Genomic DNA, 16,835 nt, shown 5'->3' with positions numbered 1-16,835 from the left:
CGGTAGAAAAATCACGATCTAGACAATCCGATTCTCTCCCAAGGCCCTCACCCCAGCCGAAACAACCTCCCCGCCCCGGACTTCTCACGCGGCAGCGCCGATTACACTCTCAATTCTGAAGAGCCGGATTGGACGTGACCCGGGGACGGTCTCACGCGAGATGCGCCGCAACGCGGCGACGAGGGGCGGCAAGCCGGAATACCGCGCTCTGGTGGCGCAGTGGAAAGCTCAACAGGCCGCGAAGCGTCCGAAAAGAGCGAAGCTCGTGGGCAACGAGAGGTTGCGTGAGTACGTGCAGGACAGGCTCGACGGGAGCGTCCGCCGGCCCGACGGCAAGGCTGTGACCGGGCCTTGGACGCCGGCGTGGAAAGGTCTGGACAAACCGCATCGGCAGGACAGGCGATGGGCGATTGGGTGGAGTCCGGAGCAGATCTCCCACCGGCTCCGCGTCGATTTCCCTGATGATGAGTCCATGCGCATCAGCCACGAGGCGATCTACCAGTCGCTTTTCATCGAGGGTCGCGGGGCGCTCAAGCGGGAGCTGGTCACGTGCCTGCGCACCGGACGTGCGCTCCGGGAGCCTCGCGCACGATCCCGGAGCAAGCCGCAGGGTCATGTCACCGCAGATGTCGTCCTCAGCGAACGGCCCGCCGAGGCCGGGGACCGCGCTATCCCTGGTCACTGGGAATCTCAATGTTTCTGTCAGGCCACCTGGGCGGTGATGTGTGGTATTGGTTCCTGGTAGATGGTGTGGTCGCGGAGCATGGCCCAGAGGACGTTGATGCGACGTCTGGCGAGGGCGATGAGGGCCTGTTTATGGGACTTTCCCTCGCTCCTTTTCCGGTCGTAGTAGGTTCTTGAGGCTGGGCTGTTCTTGAGGCTGGAGAGGGCGGCGAGGTAGCAGGTTCGCAGGAGCCTGCGGTTGAAGCGGCGTGGTCGGTGCAGGTTCCCGCTGATTCGTCCGGAATCGCGCGGGACGGGAGCCAGGCCCGCGACGCTGGCGAGCCGGTCGACTGAGTCGAATGCGTCCAGGTTGCCGCCGATGTTCGCGAGGAAAGTTGCGGCGAGGACGGGGCCGAATCCAGGCATGGTGAGCAGAACGTCGGCGCTGTCGTGCTGCAAGAACAGTTCGGTGATCTGGGCATCGACGTCGGCGATTTCTGCATCGAGGGTGCTGATTTGTTCGGCCAACCGGACGACCAGGGCAGAGCCTGTGGTCTGTGTGGGCAGGACGGTGTGCTGGGAGTTCGCCGCTATCAGTGCCTTCTCGGCCATCTTGGCACTGTTGCGGCAGCCGCGTTTCCTCAGCCAGCCGATGAGTCGGGTCAGTCCTATCCGCCGGATACCCTCGGGGGTCTGGTATCCACTGAGAAGGGTGAGCGGCGCTTTCTTGGAGTAGTCGAACGCGCGCTCGAGGGCAGGGAAGTATTCCAGCAAGGTGGCGCGGAGCCTGTTGATTGACCGGACACGGTCGCTGATCAGATCGGTGCGCCGGGCGGTGAGGAGCCGCAGGTCCACGCCGATTTGGTCCGCGCCGCGGACGGGTTGGAGGTCGGTGCGCATGCGTGCATGGTCGGCAATGATCCTGGCGTCTTTCGCGTCGGTCTTACCATCTCCGCGGTAGGTAGCCGCGGCGTGGTGGACTATGCGTCCGGGTATATAGAGCAGTTGCTGGGCGTGCGCGGCCAGCAGCTCGATCAACAGGGCCGCTCCGCCGGCGTTCAGATCTGTGGCCCAACAGACCTCATGACCGTCCGCGATCTTCGCGATGGTGGCTATGAGTTCGAGGAGTGCATTTTCGTCGCTCTCGACCCGTTTCGAGAGCAGCACCGCCCCTGCCTGATCGATCACGACGCAATGATGAGCTCTTTTGCCCGAGTCAATTCCTACCCAGAATGCCGGCATATTCAGTCCCCTTTGATCAGCTCCAATATCGGTTGGCCCTGTCGATAACTGCGCCGGCACGTCCTTACCCAACGATCAATGTCGTAATTCTCAATCAGCGGTCGAGTCATCGGCGGGCAGCGGGCGGCCATTCCCAGTGAGCCGTCCAAGCGGCAGGGAGACCTGTTCCATACCCGCCACCCGAGGGTGATCGAACACTACGACAGCTCCGAAATCACCCACAAGAACAACGTAAGTAAGGGTGATCTGATCATCGGGACCGGACGATCCGCGATCGGCACGCTCATCGAGCGCAGCAGCCGCTCCACGCTTTTGGTGCATCTGCCCAGGCTCGAGGGCTGGGGCGAGAAGCCACCCGTGAAGAACGGCCCCTCGCTCGGTGGGTACGGTGCGGTCGCGATGAACGCGGCACTGACAGTGTCGATGACGAAACTGCCCGAACAGCTCCGCAAGACTCTCACGTGGGACCGCGGGAAGGAGCTGTCCGCGCACGCCCAGTTCGCGCTCGATACCGGCACGAAAGTGTTCTTCGCCGACCCGCACTCGCCCTGACAACGACCGACGAACGAGAACACCAACGGACTGCTACGCCAGTACTTCCCAAAGGGCACCGACCTCGCACGGTGGAACGCGGACGACCTCGAAGCCGTTGCTCTGGCCTTGAACAACCGGCCACGTAAAGTGCTCAACTGGAAGACCCCGGCCGAGGTATTCAGCGAGCAACTACAGTTACTCCAACAACCCGGTGTTGCAACGACCAGATGAACCTGCCCAGTACCGTGCGATCCGCTACACCCAGCGACTGGACGAAGCAGACGCTGTGGCCTCCGTTGGGTCCAAGGGCGATAGCTATGACAATGCCCTCGCCGAGGCGTTCAACTCACTGTTCAAGGTCGAACTTGTCCGCAACAAGGGCCCATGGCGGGACATCAACCATCTCGAGGTCGCCGTGGCTGAGTACGTAGATTGGTTCAACCACCGGCGTCTCCACGGCGAGATCGGCCATGTCCCGCCAGTCGAATACGAGCAGCTCCACGCAGTCCACCCGGCCCCGGAACTGCTCTCAATTTCCAACTAAAAACGCCTCCACAAAACCCGGGGCTTGACACACCTGAGCCGCCTCGGCGACAGTTCCCAGGCGCGCCACGGCGGCCAGGACATCCTGTCTTTGGGCACGGGTGTGGGACTGCTGGGAACGCTTCCCGAGCGCCCCGGTGCTCGACGCCGATTCTTCCGTTGAAGGAGATTTTTTCCTTAAGGAGAGACTATTTTTCGATGTTGATTCCATGGTGTTGCGACTCCCGATTATTCGGGGGCGTTGCAACGATCACTAGAACTCGCCCGGGCAGGTTGGGTTGCTGGCCACCGGGGTGTTTAGGTCAGTGGCATGACTCCCTTTCCGTCCAGTACCTGGGTGAGGCGACGGAGTCGCCGGTGGTTTGGCAGACGTGGGCTTGGTGCAGCAGCCGGTCCACCGTCGAGGTGGCCATCCGGCGGTACCCCGCTGTGCCGACGCTTAATAGCTTCGTCTACAGCTCGGCCAGCTTCTCGGCAACAAAACCACCGATGGAAACGAGATGCTGAGTCGCAAGTTCCCGGGCACTGGAGCCGTCCCCGTTGGCGATGGCATCGAGGATTGCATGATGTTCGTGGTCTGCGGACAAAAACCACTGCTTCGGCCCTAATTTGCTGGTGACGGCCATCAGGAAGTCACTGCGGTCCCAGTAGGTCCTGGCGATGTTCAGGGTGTCGCCCGGCTGGGCAAGGAAATGTATAGCCCGGTGAACGCGGCGATTGAGGCTCAGGTACTCCTCCACGGGAAGATCAGGGTCCTCTTCAACCATGCGAGAAGAAAGTTCGACCGCGTTGCGCAGGATTACCAGCCCCGAAGCCGTTCGGCGCTCGGCTGCCATTTCTGCAGCGATGCCTTCGAGTGCCCCGAAAATGCGGTAGTAGTCCACTGTCCCGGCCGGCGAGGGGCGCACAACCCGGACGCCGACCTGTGGCACAACTTCCACGAAGCCATCGAGTTGGAGTTTCCTGAGGGCATCCATCACTGGCTGCCGGCTCGTTCCGAATGTGGTGGCGATTTTGAGGGCAACTAACTCCTCGCCCAGCGAGTACTCCCCCATGATGAGAGAGCGCTTAATCGCGTCATATACGAAGTCCCTCTTTCGCGGCCGGGACTGGCTCTCGGCGCTAAGGAGATCGTCGCCGTTCCACCGATCCTTCATGGCATCCATGAAGGAAATTCTAACATTTCAGAAGGGCCATTTCTTGCCCCCAAGAGCCAGAGGCCACCCCCGTGAATTATGACGGGGATTGACCAGCCCGATGGCCCGCCTTTCGCCGCCCATGCCGACCGGCACGAGCTCGCCGGCGCGTTCCGCCAAGCCAATGAGGCTGCTCCATTCCCAGACAAAAGGAACTGCCTTAGGTGCAGGCTTCACCGGGAGCAAATCGCTCGCCTGCGTCCCCAAGGGCCGCATGCTGCCCCGCGTGAAATCCACGTTGGAGCACGCTGATCAGGAACACAATCACACGGTATAAGGTCCAATTGGGGGCGTCATGATCCAGGCCCCCGCTGATCCTGCGTTGGTGCGTCTTTACGAAGATTGCTCATCACAACCTCCGTTAGGATCGAATATCAGAACTAAGAGGACTGCTCAGTCTTCTTCAATGGTCAGCGCCCTGGCGGGGCACTCCCGTGCTCCCGCACGCGCGTCGGCTTGCAGCTCTGCAGGCGGTTCCGGAAGCAGAACCTTGACGACGGCACCATCAAGGTCGTAGACATTCGGCGCGACGGCCGCACAGTTTCCATACGCCATGCATTTTTTTGGATTTGAGGTGATTTTCACTTTTTCTCCTGCCTTGCCGACGCCCTCATGCAGCGGCCTGGTTATCTGAAATTTCCTTCTCAAGGTTTTCGACAAATGCAAGATTCAACTCGGCCACGTCGGTGATTCGGCGTCGGACTCCGAGCATCCATGACCGGGCATTGATGCCAACGAGGGCGCTGGGCGCTCCGTCGCGGAAGTACACGAACAGGCGCTTGTTGTCCTTTGCTTCTGAACCAAGCAGCTCAACACGGTCGTCTCCGCGCGGGGAGCCGATAATTTCAATCCTCGAACCAAACTGATCAGACCATACGTAGGGGACGGAACGGAATGACCGGGCTTTTCGCCGCCCGGCAAGCAGATTCGCTGCCGCAACCTCTCCCAGCTGAACCGCGTTGGTCCAGTGCTCGATTCGCCGCTGAAAACCCTGCAGGGGATGGTTTATCCGGGCAACGTCGCCCGCAGTAACAATTGAGTCACTGACAAACAATTTGTCATCGCAGACGACCCCGTTGTCGATCAGTACGTCCGAGTCAGCCAGCCACTCCGTGTTGGGCACGGCCCCAATGGAAAGGAGCACATTATCGAACTCAAGGCGGGTTTCATCGTCGTTGATCACCTGAACGGACGGGACGCCCTTAACGGAACCAACCACCACCTTGCGCACCATGGATTCTGTGCGCACATCCACTCCGTGCTGTCGTTGAATATCGGCCAGCACCCGACCAACGCGGGTACCCAGAATGGCAGCCATGGGCTCAGGGTCCCGTTCGAGCATAGTCACCGCCACACCCATCCGGCGGGCGGCAGAGGCTACTTCCGAGCCCAGGAAACCTCCCCCGATGATGCCCAGAGTCTGTCCGTTACGGAGGCCTTCAGCCAGCCGCTGTGCATCCCCCATCGTCCTGATGACATGCACTCCCTCTTGATGAGGGTCCAGGCCCGACAGACTCCGCGGCCGTGCGCCGGTTGTAATAATCAGTCCGTCATAGGAAAGATCGCCGTCTACGCCGAGAAGCAATCGTTTGTGCTCACGATCCAGGCCTGTTGCGCGGACGCCGAGGCGAAACTCAAGCTTGAGCGACTCGACCTCTTTCGGCGTCAATAACGCGATGTCTTCTCGCGCCCAGTCGCCCAGGAGAAACTGTTTGGACAGCGGAGGCCGGTCATAGGGCATTTCGGATTCTTCGCCCACCAGGATTATTCGTCCGTCGTACCCTTCCGCGCGCAGTGTCTGCGCAGCGCGCGTACCTGCCAGTGAGGCCCCGACAATAACTATCGTCTCCATTTAATGCTCCGCATTGTTCAATTCGACTGTCCTTACGTTCGAGCTCGGGTCTGATTCCGAGTCACGCGCCGGCCTGCGATCGGGGATGAGGGTGGCCGGCGCCTGAGGTCAGACCTGAATCTCCTTAGGAACCTTCAGCCATGGAAGCCGGGGGCTTGTGGCCCCACGGGCTGAAAGCCTCGTCGAAGTTGGTCCAGATACCGGGTTCGGAGATGTCAACCCTCGGCATGTTGGCCGAGAGCTCATACCGGTTTCCGTTGATCCAGAAGTAGCAATACTGGTTTCCGCCGACACCGTGACGGCCCGGGCCAACTTCGACCTGAATGCCCGCCCTGGACAGCACATCTGCAGCTTCGCCCAGGTGTTCGAACGAATCCATCGCGAGGGCATAGTGGTTGAGCGTTGCGTTCGGGTTCTGGGTGCTAAAAACGGCGATATCGTGGTGGAACTGGCTGAACCGGGTCCAGGCCGCGCCGACAACGCCGGGCGCAGGCTGGAAAATGTCCGAGACCCTGCCCTCGAGCACGTTGACGATGAAGTCCGTGAGTCCGCCCGCATCCTGCGCGTGCAACGTGATGTGGTCGAAGTCCCTCGCCCGAATTCCTTGCTGGTGGGCGCCCGCAGAACTAGGGTTGAGGTACCCGCGTTCGACCACGGTGTCGACCAGTTCAATGATGTGTCCGCTCGGAGCAGTGAAGCTCAGGGCAACGCGGACACCGGGATCGACGTCGGTGCGCTGCTCCGTGTGGATGCCCGCGTCGGCCAGCCGTTTGGCGTAGTACGCGATGTCATCACTGGAGTCCACCTTGACGCCAAAGCGATGAACACCGCTTCGTCCTTCACGGAGAATGAGGTCGCTGACTCCGTCGATTCCGCACCCGAAACGCACGGCGCCATCCTCACGGCCCAACTCCTTGAACCCCAGAACGTCTGTGTGGATCGCCGCAGCCTCGTCGATATCCGAGACGCCCAACTCGGCATAGGCAACTCTACTGATTCCCATGTGGGGCATTCCTTTCGTCGTTTTTGGTGAATTGCTTATATGAAATATTTCCGGCGCTTTCACGCCGGTTAATCCCCAGGGAGTCAAGCAGGCGGGAATTCTCCACCAGGATCATGCGCACTTCGTCCACGGAGTCGTTGTAGTGCCGGTGCCAGACCATGGGAGGGGTGTAAATGAAATCGCCCGGACCCCATGTCAGCGTTTCAGGTCCGATTTCGGAATATCCGGTTCCTACCGTCACGCAGTGCACCGACTCGTGCAGGTGCCGTTGAAGGTCCGATGCTTCGCCCGGCGGAATGGATTGGAGATAGAATTCCATCGCCTTGGCCGGAACATCAGCCAGAACCCCAATTTCGGTGGGATTGCCGGTCACGTCTGCCGTGAGCCAGACCGCGCTGTCAGCACGGGTGACCAGGGACGCGGGCATCGAAGCTTCCGGATCGGAGTGCTTCATCTCTTGCAGCTTGTCGAGCCATTGGTCGAAGTTCGTCAACGTACTTCTCCGTGACTTCTGGCAAGGCCCAGAGCGGCCGGTGGTCCTGCAAAGGCCGTCAGGGAGGGGGCGAAATCCGCCACCCGGACTTTAGTGCCACGCATACAATATTTCTCCTTTGAAATACTAAAATCTTAGAATTACTATAGAGGCTGCCGTTGCCGTGCGCAAGGGTCTTCTGGATCAAGTTCCAGAGCCGGAAGCGGCCTATAAGAGGACCCTGTTCTTACCTTCCGCCTTGATGGCCGCGTGGACCTCCTGAATCGGGTAGCGACCCGCGATGCGCTGGCGAACGAATCCTCCATCCGCGAGGCGGACGAGCCGGCTCAAGAGTTCGGATGACGGAGCAGTCATCTGAGACGCGGCCTCCACGCCCGCAGCTTGAACCCGCTCCGGGTCGTGTTGGGTAGCCACGGAAACCATGAGTAGGGCTCGGGCCCAACCCCTGTTGTGGCGTCCACGATGGCGTCAATCTGTGAGAGGCCGTCCAGCCAGGGCTGGCCCCGGAAGTCGAATGCGAAATCTGCATGTGCCCGAATGCCGGCGGCATACTCGCCATCATCTAACACCTCTGTTCACGCAGCCATTCGGCAATCGCGGTGATTGCCTCGCGGTCCTCATCAGTGAGGGTTCCCAAGGTTATGGTGCTGACGCCGAAGGCTTCATCAAGGTGCTGACCGAGGTGCCGGTTCAGGACCGCGACTGATTCGGCTGCTGTCAGGTCAATCCACCGAACCGGTTCATTGATCCGCAGCGTGTACGTCAGGCGCCTATCCCGCCATGCCGTTGTGTGGGCGGCAGCTTCGGCACGCTCTGCAGCGTCCTTGGCCTCTTCGTACGTCGGAAGCTGCGCGCATACTGCGGTCAGCGCGGGCGATAGCAGCACGGTGGCGGCCTTCGGAGTGGTGCCCGATCTTGATCGGCTCGCCGCCTTCGGGCAGACGTGCGATGTCACGGCGCTGCCGCTCCCAGACTGCATCCTCCTTTGCGGAGCGGCCGGCAGCCTTGGCGTTCCGCGCCTCCACCCGATCCTCCTGGCGGGCAGCTTTGTTGGCTTCGACTTCGGCCGTGGTCCGAATGTCGGTACTGAGATCGGTGTTCACTTCAAATCCTGCTTCGCGCAAGGCGGTCAGTACGCCGCAACCGTAGAGCGCGCTACGTCAATCAACGCCCGTGCCACCAAGCGCGGCTTTACCGGCCGCATCGAGGTCACTGGCAGCACGCGTGAAGTCACCGAGACTGACCAGGCCCGGCTCAAGCGGACACACCTCGTCGTGGACACGGAAATCACCGGAGAGGCCCCCTGCTACAACGGCTGGACGTTCCTGGCAGCCGTAGACACCGTAGAGACGGCAGACGGGGCGGACTTCGTCATCCGCTCAGCGCCCGGTGTCGAAGAGTCAGTGGTGGACCGCTCCGCCTTGGAAGCTGGCCGGTGCCAGCACTGCTAGTCCATCCGCAACAACCGCAAGTACACGTACCTGGTGCGCAAGGTCGAAAACGGCGAGACGGTGCAGGTCGGCTCCAGCTGCATCAAGGACTTCACAGGCTGGGCTGCCAAACCCGTCTTCATCAGTGTTGTTAACCTCACCGAAGACCTCGGCGGCTTCATCGGCGGCTTCGCCTTAGCCCCCGAAGACACCCCGGAAACCGTGGTTGCCCTGGCATGGGCAACCAGCCGGATCTACGGCTGGGCGGCGGCTCCGCCGCATCCAACGCCAACCGCACAATCAGTCGCCCAACTCCATGACGGCGGGCCAGCGCACGAATAGACGGCCCCTCCACCCGTGCGTCCCGGCGAATTCTGGCGAACAGCTCCACTTTTGACCCCATCCCATGCCCTCCACCCTTGGAAACCAGATGAGAACAACGCTGGGATGGGTCCAAATCAAACCGTCACAAGCTACCCGGCGAGTCGGCAGGTGGGCTCAAATCAAACCAGGCGGATTCCAACCATCGTCGCAACACTGGGTGGTTAAGTGTGGGTGGTTAGCAGCCTAGCAAAGCGCTCAGCGGGGGTCTCGTCGTTGAGCGTTAGTCGTGGTCGGTTGTTGAGCGCAGCGGCGACCCTGGCCAAATGTTGGGGGCCGTAGCCGGACAGGTTAGTGAACTTCGGGAAGTACTGGCGTAGGAGCCCGTTGGTGTTTTCATTCGTGCCTCGTTGCCAGGGTGAGTGGGGATCACAGAAGTAGACCGGGACCCCGGCCGCTGTGGTGAATTCGGCGTGCTTGGCCATCTCGCTTCCCTGATCCCAGGTCAGCGCTGCCAGCAACGGACCTAACGCCCGGATGGGTCCGTCCCGCAAGTCCTCGGCGCGGTTGTTCCCGCCAGCCATGTGCACCAGGAGCAGGTAGCGGGTACTCCTCTCTACCAAAGTCGCGATAGCGGAACGGTTCTGAGCCCCATGATCAGGTCCCCTTCCCACGATCCCGGAACGGAACGGTCGCCCGCTTCCTCTGGCCGATCACTGATCATCAACACGTCATCAACAGGTCACCGGCGAACCTGGATGCCCTGCGGGCGATGGATCTATTCGGTTTGCGGCGATCCCGGCCGGTGGGAAGGCATTTGACGAGCTCCTTGGAAAGACCGCCCCGGCCCCGGATATAAAGGGCTTGGTAGATCGTTTCGTGGACGATGTGCAGCTCTTTCCGGCCTGGGAGGGCCTTCTTCAGTTGCCGACAAATCAGGCCTGGACTCCACCACTGGTCCAGCTTTGCCTGGATGTAGGCCTTCAGCTCCGGGAGGACGGCTATCTTTCCCGCCCGCGGGCGCTGACGGCGGGTCCTGGCCTTCTTCTGGGCGTAGTGCGGTCGGTAGCATCCCGCAGGGTTCCGGTTCCGGCGCAGTTCGCGGCTTACGATCGAGGGTGCCCTGCCCAGGCCGGCAGCAATGGAACGCAGGCTATCCCCCGCGCGGTGCCTGTCAGCAATGATGATCCTCTCGTCCTCCGACAAGTACCGGGCAGAGAAGACTGCCGGCTGCTCCCGCACCATGGTGATGGCTGGGTAGCTCCATGTCCGCCCGGTCACCGGATCCCGGACCGTACGGCCGTTGCGCCAATGCGAACCTGTTTTCCGCCCAACCCCGACGATCCGGCAGACCTCGGAATTGTTAAACCCTTGCTTCATAAGCCGGATATAGTGCGCACGCTCGGCTGTCTTCCCCGCCGGGCCCGGCCTCAACTGCCGTTTCTTCTCTACAGCCATCGCAACTCCTGAAATGCTCAGGTGTTGCGACGATGGTTAGAATCCGCCCCATCACCGGGTCCAACTCAAACTGCCACAACCAGCAGAGGGACCCTCGAACGCATGACACCAAGTTAGTCAGAGGGTTTCACGGCCTGCGATCGCTGTCCTGGCCTGTGCCCAGCAGGATGCGGTCTGGGCACGTCAGCAGACCGCCAACCAGCTCCGCTCCGTGCTGCGCCAGTTCTACCCGGCGCTCCTTCAAGCCGGCTCGGTATGGCAGAACGGGCTCGCCCGCCCCGAAATCAGGGAACTTCTGCGCATCGCACCCACCCCGGCCGCCGCCGCACGGCTCAGCACCGCCCGGATCGAAGCAGCACTGCGCCGCGCGGGCCGCTCCCGCGGCATCGCCGCCCAGGCCCCGCGAATCAAGCTCATCCTTCGTGGTGACCACGCCCGGCAGCCCAGGCCGTCGAAGACGCCATGGGCCACCAGGTTTCCGGGCTTTTGCTCCTTCTCGATGCTGGCTGCCAAGCCGTCGACCAGCTGAGCATCGCGGTCGAGAAGGCCTTCCTGGCCCACCCCGACGCCCAAATCCTGCTCAGCTTCCCTGGGGTTGGCACACAGCTCGGTGCCCGGCTCCTGGCTGAAATCGGAGACGACAGGAACCGTTTCTCCGACGCCCGCGCCCTGAAGGCCTACGCCGGCTCCGCACCAATCACAAGAGCCTCGGGCAAGAAGAAGTTCGTCGGCCGCAGATTCGTCAAGAACGACCGCCTTAGCACCGCCGGGTACATGTGGGCGCTGTCCGCCCTTACCGGATCCCCGGGCGCCAGAGCCCACTACCAGCGCCGCCGCGCAGCTGGCGACTGGCATGCAGCGGCCCAGCGCAACCTCTTCAATCGCTTCCTCGGCCAACTCCACCACTGCCTCAACACCGGCACCCATTTCGATGAAGCAACAGCCTTCACCCCGCGGGCAGCAGACCTCGCCGCTTGACTTCTTAAACACGTGAGATGTCTTCGTCGCTGATTTCCTCCGGGAATTTCCCGCCCCTTGCCCTGCGGGTAGACAGGCCTCCATCGGCCACAGCTCCGCAAGCTTCACCAGCAGCCAAAACAACGGGGGGAGAGGGGAGGCTGGCCGGTCACCAAAGCCGCCCCGCTATGGTCCGCGCCAGCACTCGCTTCCAGCCGGTTGACAGACTGTGAGTCTTTACATGGCTGGTCCGGGACCGGCTGGCAGGGTTGGCGTAGGTCGCCTCGCCGCGGTTGTGACTCATGACAAAACTGGCCCCCTTGGGTGCCTTGCCTATGAACTGTCCGAACGTGGCGGGCGGCCGGCGCCAGCCCGGCCCACCTCGGTCGCCTGATAAGAAGCCTGCCCGACCCCTCGGGGTCGTGGCCCATCACAGTTCTGCCTCGAAGTGACCTCTCCCGGGCATGGCGCCGGTCCGCAGCGACCGGGAACACCTGCCGTCTCTGGAAAGGAAACCTGACCGCGATGACCACTGTCGCACAGTCCCGTCTGTTCGTCATCGGCGTGGACACCCACGCCCGCACCCACACCTACGCCGTGATCGCCGTCAACGGCGAGCACCTGGGAACCGAGGCCTTCCCCAACACCCATGCCGGCAGGGACCGCGATCGCCTGGGCGGCACGCCGCACCGGTGGAGACCTCGGCGCACTGTGGGTTATCGAGGGCATCGGCAGCTACGGGGCCCAGCTCGCCCGTCAGGCGGGGCTGGCTGGCTACCGGGCGGTCGAAGCGGCCCGGATGGGCCGTGCCGGCCGCCGCGGGATCGGCAAGTCCGACCCGATCGACGCCCGGCGCATCGCCGCCGCCGTGCTCCCCCTAGACGAAGAGCAGCTGCGCACCCCCGCGGATGAACGAAGGGATCCGCGCGGCAGCCCAGATTCTCATCACCACCCAGGATGAGCTCACTGGCGAGAGGACCAGGGCCGTGAACGCCCTGACCGCCCTCATACGGATTGCCGACCTCGGCATGGACGCCCGGGGTCCCCTCGGCGCCAGGAAAATCGCCGAGATCTCCCGCTGGCGCCCGCGAGAGGAGGACCTCGCCGCCGCAACCGCCCGCACCGAGGCCGTCCGGCTCGCCAAGAGGATCCTCGCCCTCGACGCCGAGATCACGGACAACACGAACCGGATCGGCGAGCTCGTCGAGGCCAGCCCCGCCGCGGCCCTGGTCAAGGAGACCGGGATCGGGCCGGTCACCGCCGCCACCGTCCTGGTCGCCTGGTCCCACCCCGGACGGGTCAGGGGCGAGGCCGCATTCGCCGCCCTCGCCGGGGTGAACCCCATCCCCGCATCCTCAGGCAACACCACCCGGCACCGGCTCAACCGCGGCGGCGACAGGCGCCTCAACCGTGCCCTGAACGTCATCGCCATGGTCAGGATGGTCCACCACCCGCAAACCCACGCTTACGCCGACAGGCGCCGCGCAGAAGGCAAGACCGACCGCGAGATCCGCCGCTGCATCAAGCGCTACCTCGCCCGACGCCTCTACCGTCACCTCAACACCGCCGCCGGCAGCGAATTGGGGGTTGACGAGATATAGAAGCTTCATAGAAGCGTCCTCAACATCGTAATGGGCAAACTCCGCGGCTGGCCCGCCCCTGACAAGCGCCGGTTCCTGGCCCAGGCGGAGTTCCCCGGCGCGTACTACGTCGGAGACCCCGACGAAATCGCCCAGCGCATCGTGGACCTGCACGGCCACATGGGGCACATGCGCCACTTCCTGCAAATGGACATCGGCGGCCTGCCCCAGGAGCACTTCCTGGAATCCCTGATCCTGCTGGCCACCGAGGTCAAACCCCGCGTCGAACGCCTCCTGGCCGGCAAGTAGCCCCGGAATCAAAGGACTAAGACAATCATGGAACTTGGTGTCTACAGCTTCGGCGATACACAGCGCAATCCCGACGGGATTTTCGCTCGACCGCGGAGGCGATCGGCGACCTCTTCGAGGCGATTGTCCTGGCAGACCGGACCGGGCTGGACTACTTCGGCGTGGGCGAACACCACACGACAGACATGCCCGCCTCATCCCCGGGGCGGTGATTGCCGCCGCCGCCGGGACAACCAGGCAGATACGGCTCGGAAGTTCCGTGAATGTCCTCAGCACCGATGAACCCCCTCGCGGTGGTTCCCCGCCCGGTCCGCGGCCAGCTCCCGATCTGGCTCGGCACCGGTGGCAGCGCCCCCTCCTCTGCCCGTGCCGGAAAGCTGGGCCTACCCGTCTCCTACGGCATCATCGGCGGCACCCCGGCCCGGTTCGCTGCTTGGCCGGGATGCCGCCGAGGACCTGGCCCGCTTCGATGTGGCCTTCCAGGAAAGCTTCCTGGGCCTGGTCGGGTAAATCCTATGAATGGCCTTACCCGAGTGAGAGAGCCGGAAGACGAACAGGTGGTACTTCGTCTTGACCCCGTTCAGCACCACCCAGACTTCGCCGAAATCCACCTCGGCCTCAGCGCCCGGGGCGTGTTCCTGCGGGACGAATACCTCCACTCTGCGCCGGCTTCAAGATCGATCTGGGCCCGGCGGAGCCGCACGTAGTCACGCACGGTCGAATACGACAATTCCCTCGCTCCGTATTCTTCGATGAGCCGGGCCAGGATCCTGCGGGCAGTATGGCGCTGCTTCCGCGGCGCTGTCGTGTCCTCGACCAACATGGCATCGATCACCGCTTTGAACGGCTCCAGCCGCCAGCGCTACACCACGCAAATGGACTTGACCCCTTGCGGGCCAGGGTGTGGCGGTGTTCGGGAGACGATCGTTTGATGAACAGATCGAGAGCCTCGATGCTGGTCATGTCTCGTCGGCTTCATCTCAGCCCGACCCGCGCATCAGACCGGTCAGTCACGCCAAAACGGACAATGAACACTCTAAACGTGACTAACCGTTCCATTGCAGCTCAACCCCCGCCACCAACAGCACCGGGGTTCCCACCAGCGCTCCGGCGTCCACGAAATCCAGGAAGTGCTTGAACAGGCCGGTATAGGACCCCTGCAGACAGGTGCTGCCGGCAAGTACGACGTCGGCGCGTTCGATGTGTTCCACCGCCGCCAGCGCTTCTGCGGACAGTTCGTCCCGCGCACGCGCCCCGGTGAAGCCCGGAGCGTGCCAGCGGTGATGCCATGCGCGGTCATGTCACGGCTCTACCCGCGGGGGAAAATTACGCTGCCGGCAGATTTCAGTGCTGAACGTCCCCACAGGCGTACTCATAGGATGCTCGCACCAAGGAGGCCACAACCTCAGCCTCGTCGTCATTACGCGGTGCATAGACCATAACCGACCCCGCGGGAATCAGCCCGCGTCGGGCTACGGGATGCTGTTCCGCCCAGCCGGCATCGATGGCGGCCCTCGCGGCGGCGTCCGGCAAAACCATGTGCAGGGAATGGTCAGGATCCGGGTGCAGGTGCGCAAACTCCGTGCCGATCATGAAGGCCTCCTGCGGCCCCTTGGCCTTCTCCACCCGGAGAGTCAGCGCTTCGGCGCCCGGCACGGAGATCATCGACTCCCGCCAGGCAACAGGCAGTTCAGCCAGCAGTTCGCGGAGCCGCCGACGCGGTCCGCCATCTGCGGGCTGCTGGTCCAGCTGCACGTGCGGATTGGTGGGGGTAGTGGCTGGTCCGGGACCCTCCCGGCGTGGCAAGGCCGCGGTTTCCATGTCCCTCACAGCCGAAGCACGGGGCCGACAAGGACGAAGCCCAACTCGTTGCCATAGCGGGCGAAGAAGGCAAACAGTGCAAGTGCGGCCCCAGCGAGTGCGAGTTCCTTGAGGAACTGGATCTGCTCCATGGACTTGGCGGCCGGGTCCGTTTCCTTCCAGAACGCGTGCATCAGGAAGGCCGTGGGAACCAGGAAGAGGAACAACAGGAGTGCCCCCAGGTCCGGCCAGATGCCGAAAGCTACCATGAGCGCCCCGACGCCCAATTGGATTCCCGTGACGGGCACGAGGAAAGCCGGCACTCCCTTGCTGGTCGCATACCCGGACATCATCTCCCGTTGGGCGAAATGGCCGACGGCGGAAGCGAGGAAAATCGAGGCGAACAGCAACCGCCCGACGAGTACCAGAATGTCCATCACGCGCTCCTAACTCATGTCGAACCGAATGTTCATAGCTATGTTGTCACTTGTGCGCCGAAATAGTTGAAAGGTCAACCGTCGGCAGTCCGTCGAACCGCTTGGCCGCCACTGATCCACGGAAGAGTCAGGAGAGACGACTTTGTGCTTCAGGCCGACCCTCGTGGGGTCATAGGCAAGACTTCCCGACACCGGCGACATCTTCATTGATCTCACATAATTGAATACTTCTCCTTTGAAATACTAACATCTTAGAATGACTATAGAGAATCGGGTTGCCGGGCGCAAGGGGGCAGAGAGGGCGACCACGCCTGCCTCGCTGACGCGACGCCAGAGGCGACGGCTGGTTCTGCTCGGGATGCTGTGTGCGGCCGGATGGCTGGCTTCGGTGCTGGTCGGACACTATGTGGACTGCGGGCCCGAAGTCCACCGGATCGGGCTTGCCGTTCACATCCTGGCTCTTGTGCTGTCCTTTGGCACAATCCTCGTGGTCGACTGGCTGGGCTTATTGTGGCTGCTGGGCAAAGTGGAGATGCACGCGTCCGGCAAGCTTGAGGCCGCTGCCAAACCTTTGCTCGCCGGCTGGGCCGAAGCCCATCTACGATCTCGCGGGAGCTGCGTCGGAACGCGTCGACGAGAACGTATCGCTTGGACTACAAGGCGTCTACAGCGCAGTGGCATGCCGAACGACGAGCCCGCCGTCCCAAGACCGCGAAGCTGATCACAAATGATGGCAGGCGTGGCACCTGCGCCGAGGGCGCACGAAACGCACGCCACGATCGCGAACACGTCAGCAAGCCTGGGCGCATGTCACTGACGCCACAACCTTGAAGAAGAGACCCTCCGAAGCCGACGAGCGGAAAGTCGCAGGCCACTGGGAAGGTGACCTCGTGCGCCACGAGGCGCTGTTTTACCGAGCGGAGGTGGAAGACCTTCGCCGTTGTGCTGTCGCAGCAGCATGACGAAGCTGGGGGCAGCCTGACCCGAGGAAACACCGGGAAGGGTGGCAAGCAGCCC

16 protein-coding genes and 8 pseudogenes are annotated in these 16,835 nt (G+C 62.7%); 10 read left to right on the top strand and 14 right to left on the bottom strand.

All coding sequences use genetic code 11. The features are described 5' to 3' along the window. Nucleotides 1-127: 127 nt before the first annotated feature. Nucleotides 128-688 (top strand): annotated as a pseudogene (locus tag HGO92_RS22515) (transposase); the annotation flags it as partial. Between the two features lie 14 nt (nt 689-702). On the opposite strand, the gene HGO92_RS22510 reads toward HGO92_RS22515, so the two are convergent. Next, a complete protein-coding gene (locus HGO92_RS22510) occupies nt 703-1,905 on the bottom strand; it encodes an IS110 family RNA-guided transposase (protein WP_169998828.1) in 1,203 nt (400 codons plus the stop codon). A gap of 237 nt (nt 1,906-2,142) precedes the next feature. Here HGO92_RS22510 and HGO92_RS22505 point away from each other — a divergent pair. The 3 genes and pseudogenes from HGO92_RS22505 to HGO92_RS22495 all read left to right on the top strand — a co-directional run. After that, nucleotides 2,143-2,670: pseudogene (locus HGO92_RS22505) on the top strand (IS30 family transposase); the annotation flags it as partial. Then, nucleotides 2,651-2,983 (top strand): integrase core domain-containing protein, encoded by a 333-nt coding sequence (locus tag HGO92_RS22500; RefSeq protein ID WP_169998826.1) that lies wholly within the window; start codon nt 2,651-2,653, stop codon nt 2,981-2,983. The pseudogene HGO92_RS22505 and the gene HGO92_RS22500, both read left to right, overlap by 20 nt. 24 nt (nt 2,984-3,007) lie before the next feature. Beyond that, nucleotides 3,008-3,145 carry a hypothetical protein gene (locus tag HGO92_RS22495; RefSeq protein ID WP_169998824.1) on the top strand — a complete coding sequence of 46 codons (138 nt, stop codon included), beginning with the start codon at nt 3,008-3,010 and terminating at the stop codon, nt 3,143-3,145. A gap of 289 nt (nt 3,146-3,434) precedes the next feature. Here HGO92_RS22495 and HGO92_RS22485 read toward each other — a convergent pair whose 3' ends face one another. The 8 genes and pseudogenes from HGO92_RS22485 to HGO92_RS22460 all read right to left on the bottom strand — a co-directional run bounded on the left by HGO92_RS22485 (nt 3,435) and on the right by HGO92_RS22460 (nt 8,551). After that, complete coding sequence (locus tag HGO92_RS22485; RefSeq protein ID WP_169998822.1) at nt 3,435-4,148, bottom strand: GntR family transcriptional regulator; 714 nt, start codon at nt 4,146-4,148, stop codon at nt 3,435-3,437. 75 nt (nt 4,149-4,223) lie between these two features. Continuing rightward, nucleotides 4,224-4,415 (bottom strand): annotated as a pseudogene (locus HGO92_RS24815) (cupin domain-containing protein); the annotation flags it as partial. Between the two features lie 156 nt (nt 4,416-4,571). Then, on the bottom strand, nt 4,572-4,763 hold the full coding sequence (locus tag HGO92_RS22480) for a ferredoxin (protein ID WP_169998820.1): 192 nt from the start codon (nt 4,761-4,763) through the stop codon (nt 4,572-4,574). A gap of 25 nt (nt 4,764-4,788) precedes the next feature. After that, nucleotides 4,789-6,030 carry an NAD(P)/FAD-dependent oxidoreductase gene (locus HGO92_RS22475; RefSeq protein ID WP_169998818.1) on the bottom strand — a complete coding sequence of 414 codons (1,242 nt, stop codon included), beginning with the start codon at nt 6,028-6,030 and terminating at the stop codon, nt 4,789-4,791. 124 nt (nt 6,031-6,154) lie between these two features. Further along, nucleotides 6,155-7,033: a VOC family protein gene (locus HGO92_RS22470; RefSeq protein ID WP_013602998.1), complete on the bottom strand. Its 879-nt coding sequence runs from the start codon at nt 7,031-7,033 to the stop codon at nt 6,155-6,157. Next, entirely contained in the window at nt 7,020-7,526 is a 507-nt protein-coding gene (locus tag HGO92_RS22465) for a cupin domain-containing protein (RefSeq protein ID WP_013602999.1), read from the bottom strand. Before HGO92_RS22465 ends, HGO92_RS22470 begins: the two co-directional genes overlap by 14 nt. Before the next feature lie 562 nt (nt 7,527-8,088). Then, nucleotides 8,089-8,412: a hypothetical protein gene (locus tag HGO92_RS24015; protein ID WP_240974900.1), complete on the bottom strand. Its 324-nt coding sequence runs from the start codon at nt 8,410-8,412 to the stop codon at nt 8,089-8,091. Beyond that, the gene (locus HGO92_RS22460; RefSeq protein ID WP_346769072.1) at nt 8,297-8,551 is read right to left on the bottom strand and encodes a DUF3560 domain-containing protein; all 255 of its coding nucleotides are present in this window, start codon (nt 8,549-8,551) and stop codon (nt 8,297-8,299) included. The genes HGO92_RS24015 and HGO92_RS22460 overlap by 116 nt, the downstream gene beginning before the upstream one ends. On the opposite strand from HGO92_RS22460, the gene HGO92_RS24605 reads away from it, so the two are divergent. Further along, complete coding sequence (locus HGO92_RS24605) at nt 8,432-8,977, top strand: hypothetical protein (protein ID WP_346769073.1); 546 nt, start codon at nt 8,432-8,434, stop codon at nt 8,975-8,977. The two genes, HGO92_RS22460 and HGO92_RS24605, sit on opposite strands and share 120 nt — an antisense overlap. Before the next feature lie 33 nt (nt 8,978-9,010). Then, entirely contained in the window at nt 9,011-9,298 is a 288-nt protein-coding gene (locus HGO92_RS22455; RefSeq protein ID WP_169998816.1) for a hypothetical protein, read from the top strand. A 203-nt stretch (nt 9,299-9,501) separates the two neighbouring features. Here the strand turns inward: HGO92_RS22455 and HGO92_RS24810 are convergent. After that, nucleotides 9,502-10,657 (bottom strand): annotated as a pseudogene (locus HGO92_RS24810) (IS30 family transposase). A gap of 214 nt (nt 10,658-10,871) precedes the next feature. On the opposite strand from HGO92_RS24810, the pseudogene HGO92_RS24005 reads away from it, so the two are divergent. The 3 genes and pseudogenes from HGO92_RS24005 to HGO92_RS22430 form a co-directional block, all read left to right on the top strand. Continuing rightward, nucleotides 10,872-11,713: pseudogene (locus HGO92_RS24005) on the top strand (transposase); the annotation flags it as partial. 504 nt (nt 11,714-12,217) lie between these two features. Next, nucleotides 12,218-13,293: pseudogene (locus HGO92_RS22435) on the top strand (IS110 family RNA-guided transposase). 30 nt (nt 13,294-13,323) lie between these two features. Continuing rightward, nucleotides 13,324-13,581 (top strand): hypothetical protein, encoded by a 258-nt coding sequence (locus HGO92_RS22430; RefSeq protein WP_041653584.1) that lies wholly within the window; start codon nt 13,324-13,326, stop codon nt 13,579-13,581. A gap of 432 nt (nt 13,582-14,013) precedes the next feature. Here the strand turns inward: HGO92_RS22430 and HGO92_RS22425 are convergent. The 4 genes and pseudogenes from HGO92_RS22425 to HGO92_RS22410 all read right to left on the bottom strand — a co-directional run. Next, a pseudogene (locus HGO92_RS22425) lies at nt 14,014-14,437 on the bottom strand (IS21 family transposase); the annotation flags it as partial. A 190-nt stretch (nt 14,438-14,627) separates the two neighbouring features. Then, nucleotides 14,628-14,816, bottom strand: coding sequence for an NAD(P)H-dependent oxidoreductase (locus HGO92_RS22420; RefSeq protein WP_169998832.1), 189 nt, complete (start codon nt 14,814-14,816; stop codon nt 14,628-14,630). A 109-nt stretch (nt 14,817-14,925) separates the two neighbouring features. Further along, nucleotides 14,926-15,336 (bottom strand): luciferase domain-containing protein, encoded by a 411-nt coding sequence (locus HGO92_RS22415; protein ID WP_346769070.1) that lies wholly within the window; start codon nt 15,334-15,336, stop codon nt 14,926-14,928. A 71-nt stretch (nt 15,337-15,407) separates the two neighbouring features. Continuing rightward, nucleotides 15,408-15,818: a DoxX family protein gene (locus HGO92_RS22410; protein ID WP_013602987.1), complete on the bottom strand. Its 411-nt coding sequence runs from the start codon at nt 15,816-15,818 to the stop codon at nt 15,408-15,410. Between the two features lie 573 nt (nt 15,819-16,391). On the opposite strand from HGO92_RS22410, the pseudogene HGO92_RS24000 reads away from it, so the two are divergent. After that, nucleotides 16,392-16,711 (top strand): annotated as a pseudogene (locus tag HGO92_RS24000) (helix-turn-helix domain-containing protein); the annotation flags it as partial. Between the last annotated feature and the right edge of the window lie 124 nt (nt 16,712-16,835).

It is taken from the genome of Crystallibacter degradans (genome assembly GCF_012952295.1).
In the GTDB taxonomy this organism is placed as follows: Bacteria; Actinomycetota; Actinomycetes; order Actinomycetales; family Micrococcaceae; genus Crystallibacter; species Crystallibacter degradans.
This window is presented reverse-complemented; position numbering and strand designations above follow the sequence as displayed.

Excerpts from the sequence above, each read along its gene's own strand:
- HGO92_RS22510 (WP_169998828.1), bottom strand. The coding sequence starts at position 1,905 with ATGCCGGCATTCTGGGTAGGAATTGACTCGGGCAAAAGAGCTCATCAT.
- HGO92_RS22485 (WP_169998822.1), bottom strand. The coding sequence starts at position 4,148 with ATGGATGCCATGAAGGATCGGTGGAACGGCGACGATCTCCTTAGCGCC.
- HGO92_RS22475 (WP_169998818.1), bottom strand. The coding sequence starts at position 6,030 with ATGGAGACGATAGTTATTGTCGGGGCCTCACTGGCAGGTACGCGCGCT.
- HGO92_RS22470 (WP_013602998.1), bottom strand. The coding sequence starts at position 7,033 with ATGGGAATCAGTAGAGTTGCCTATGCCGAGTTGGGCGTCTCGGATATC.
- HGO92_RS22430 (WP_041653584.1), top strand. The coding sequence starts at position 13,324 with ATGGGCAAACTCCGCGGCTGGCCCGCCCCTGACAAGCGCCGGTTCCTG.
- HGO92_RS22410 (WP_013602987.1), bottom strand. The coding sequence starts at position 15,818 with ATGGACATTCTGGTACTCGTCGGGCGGTTGCTGTTCGCCTCGATTTTC.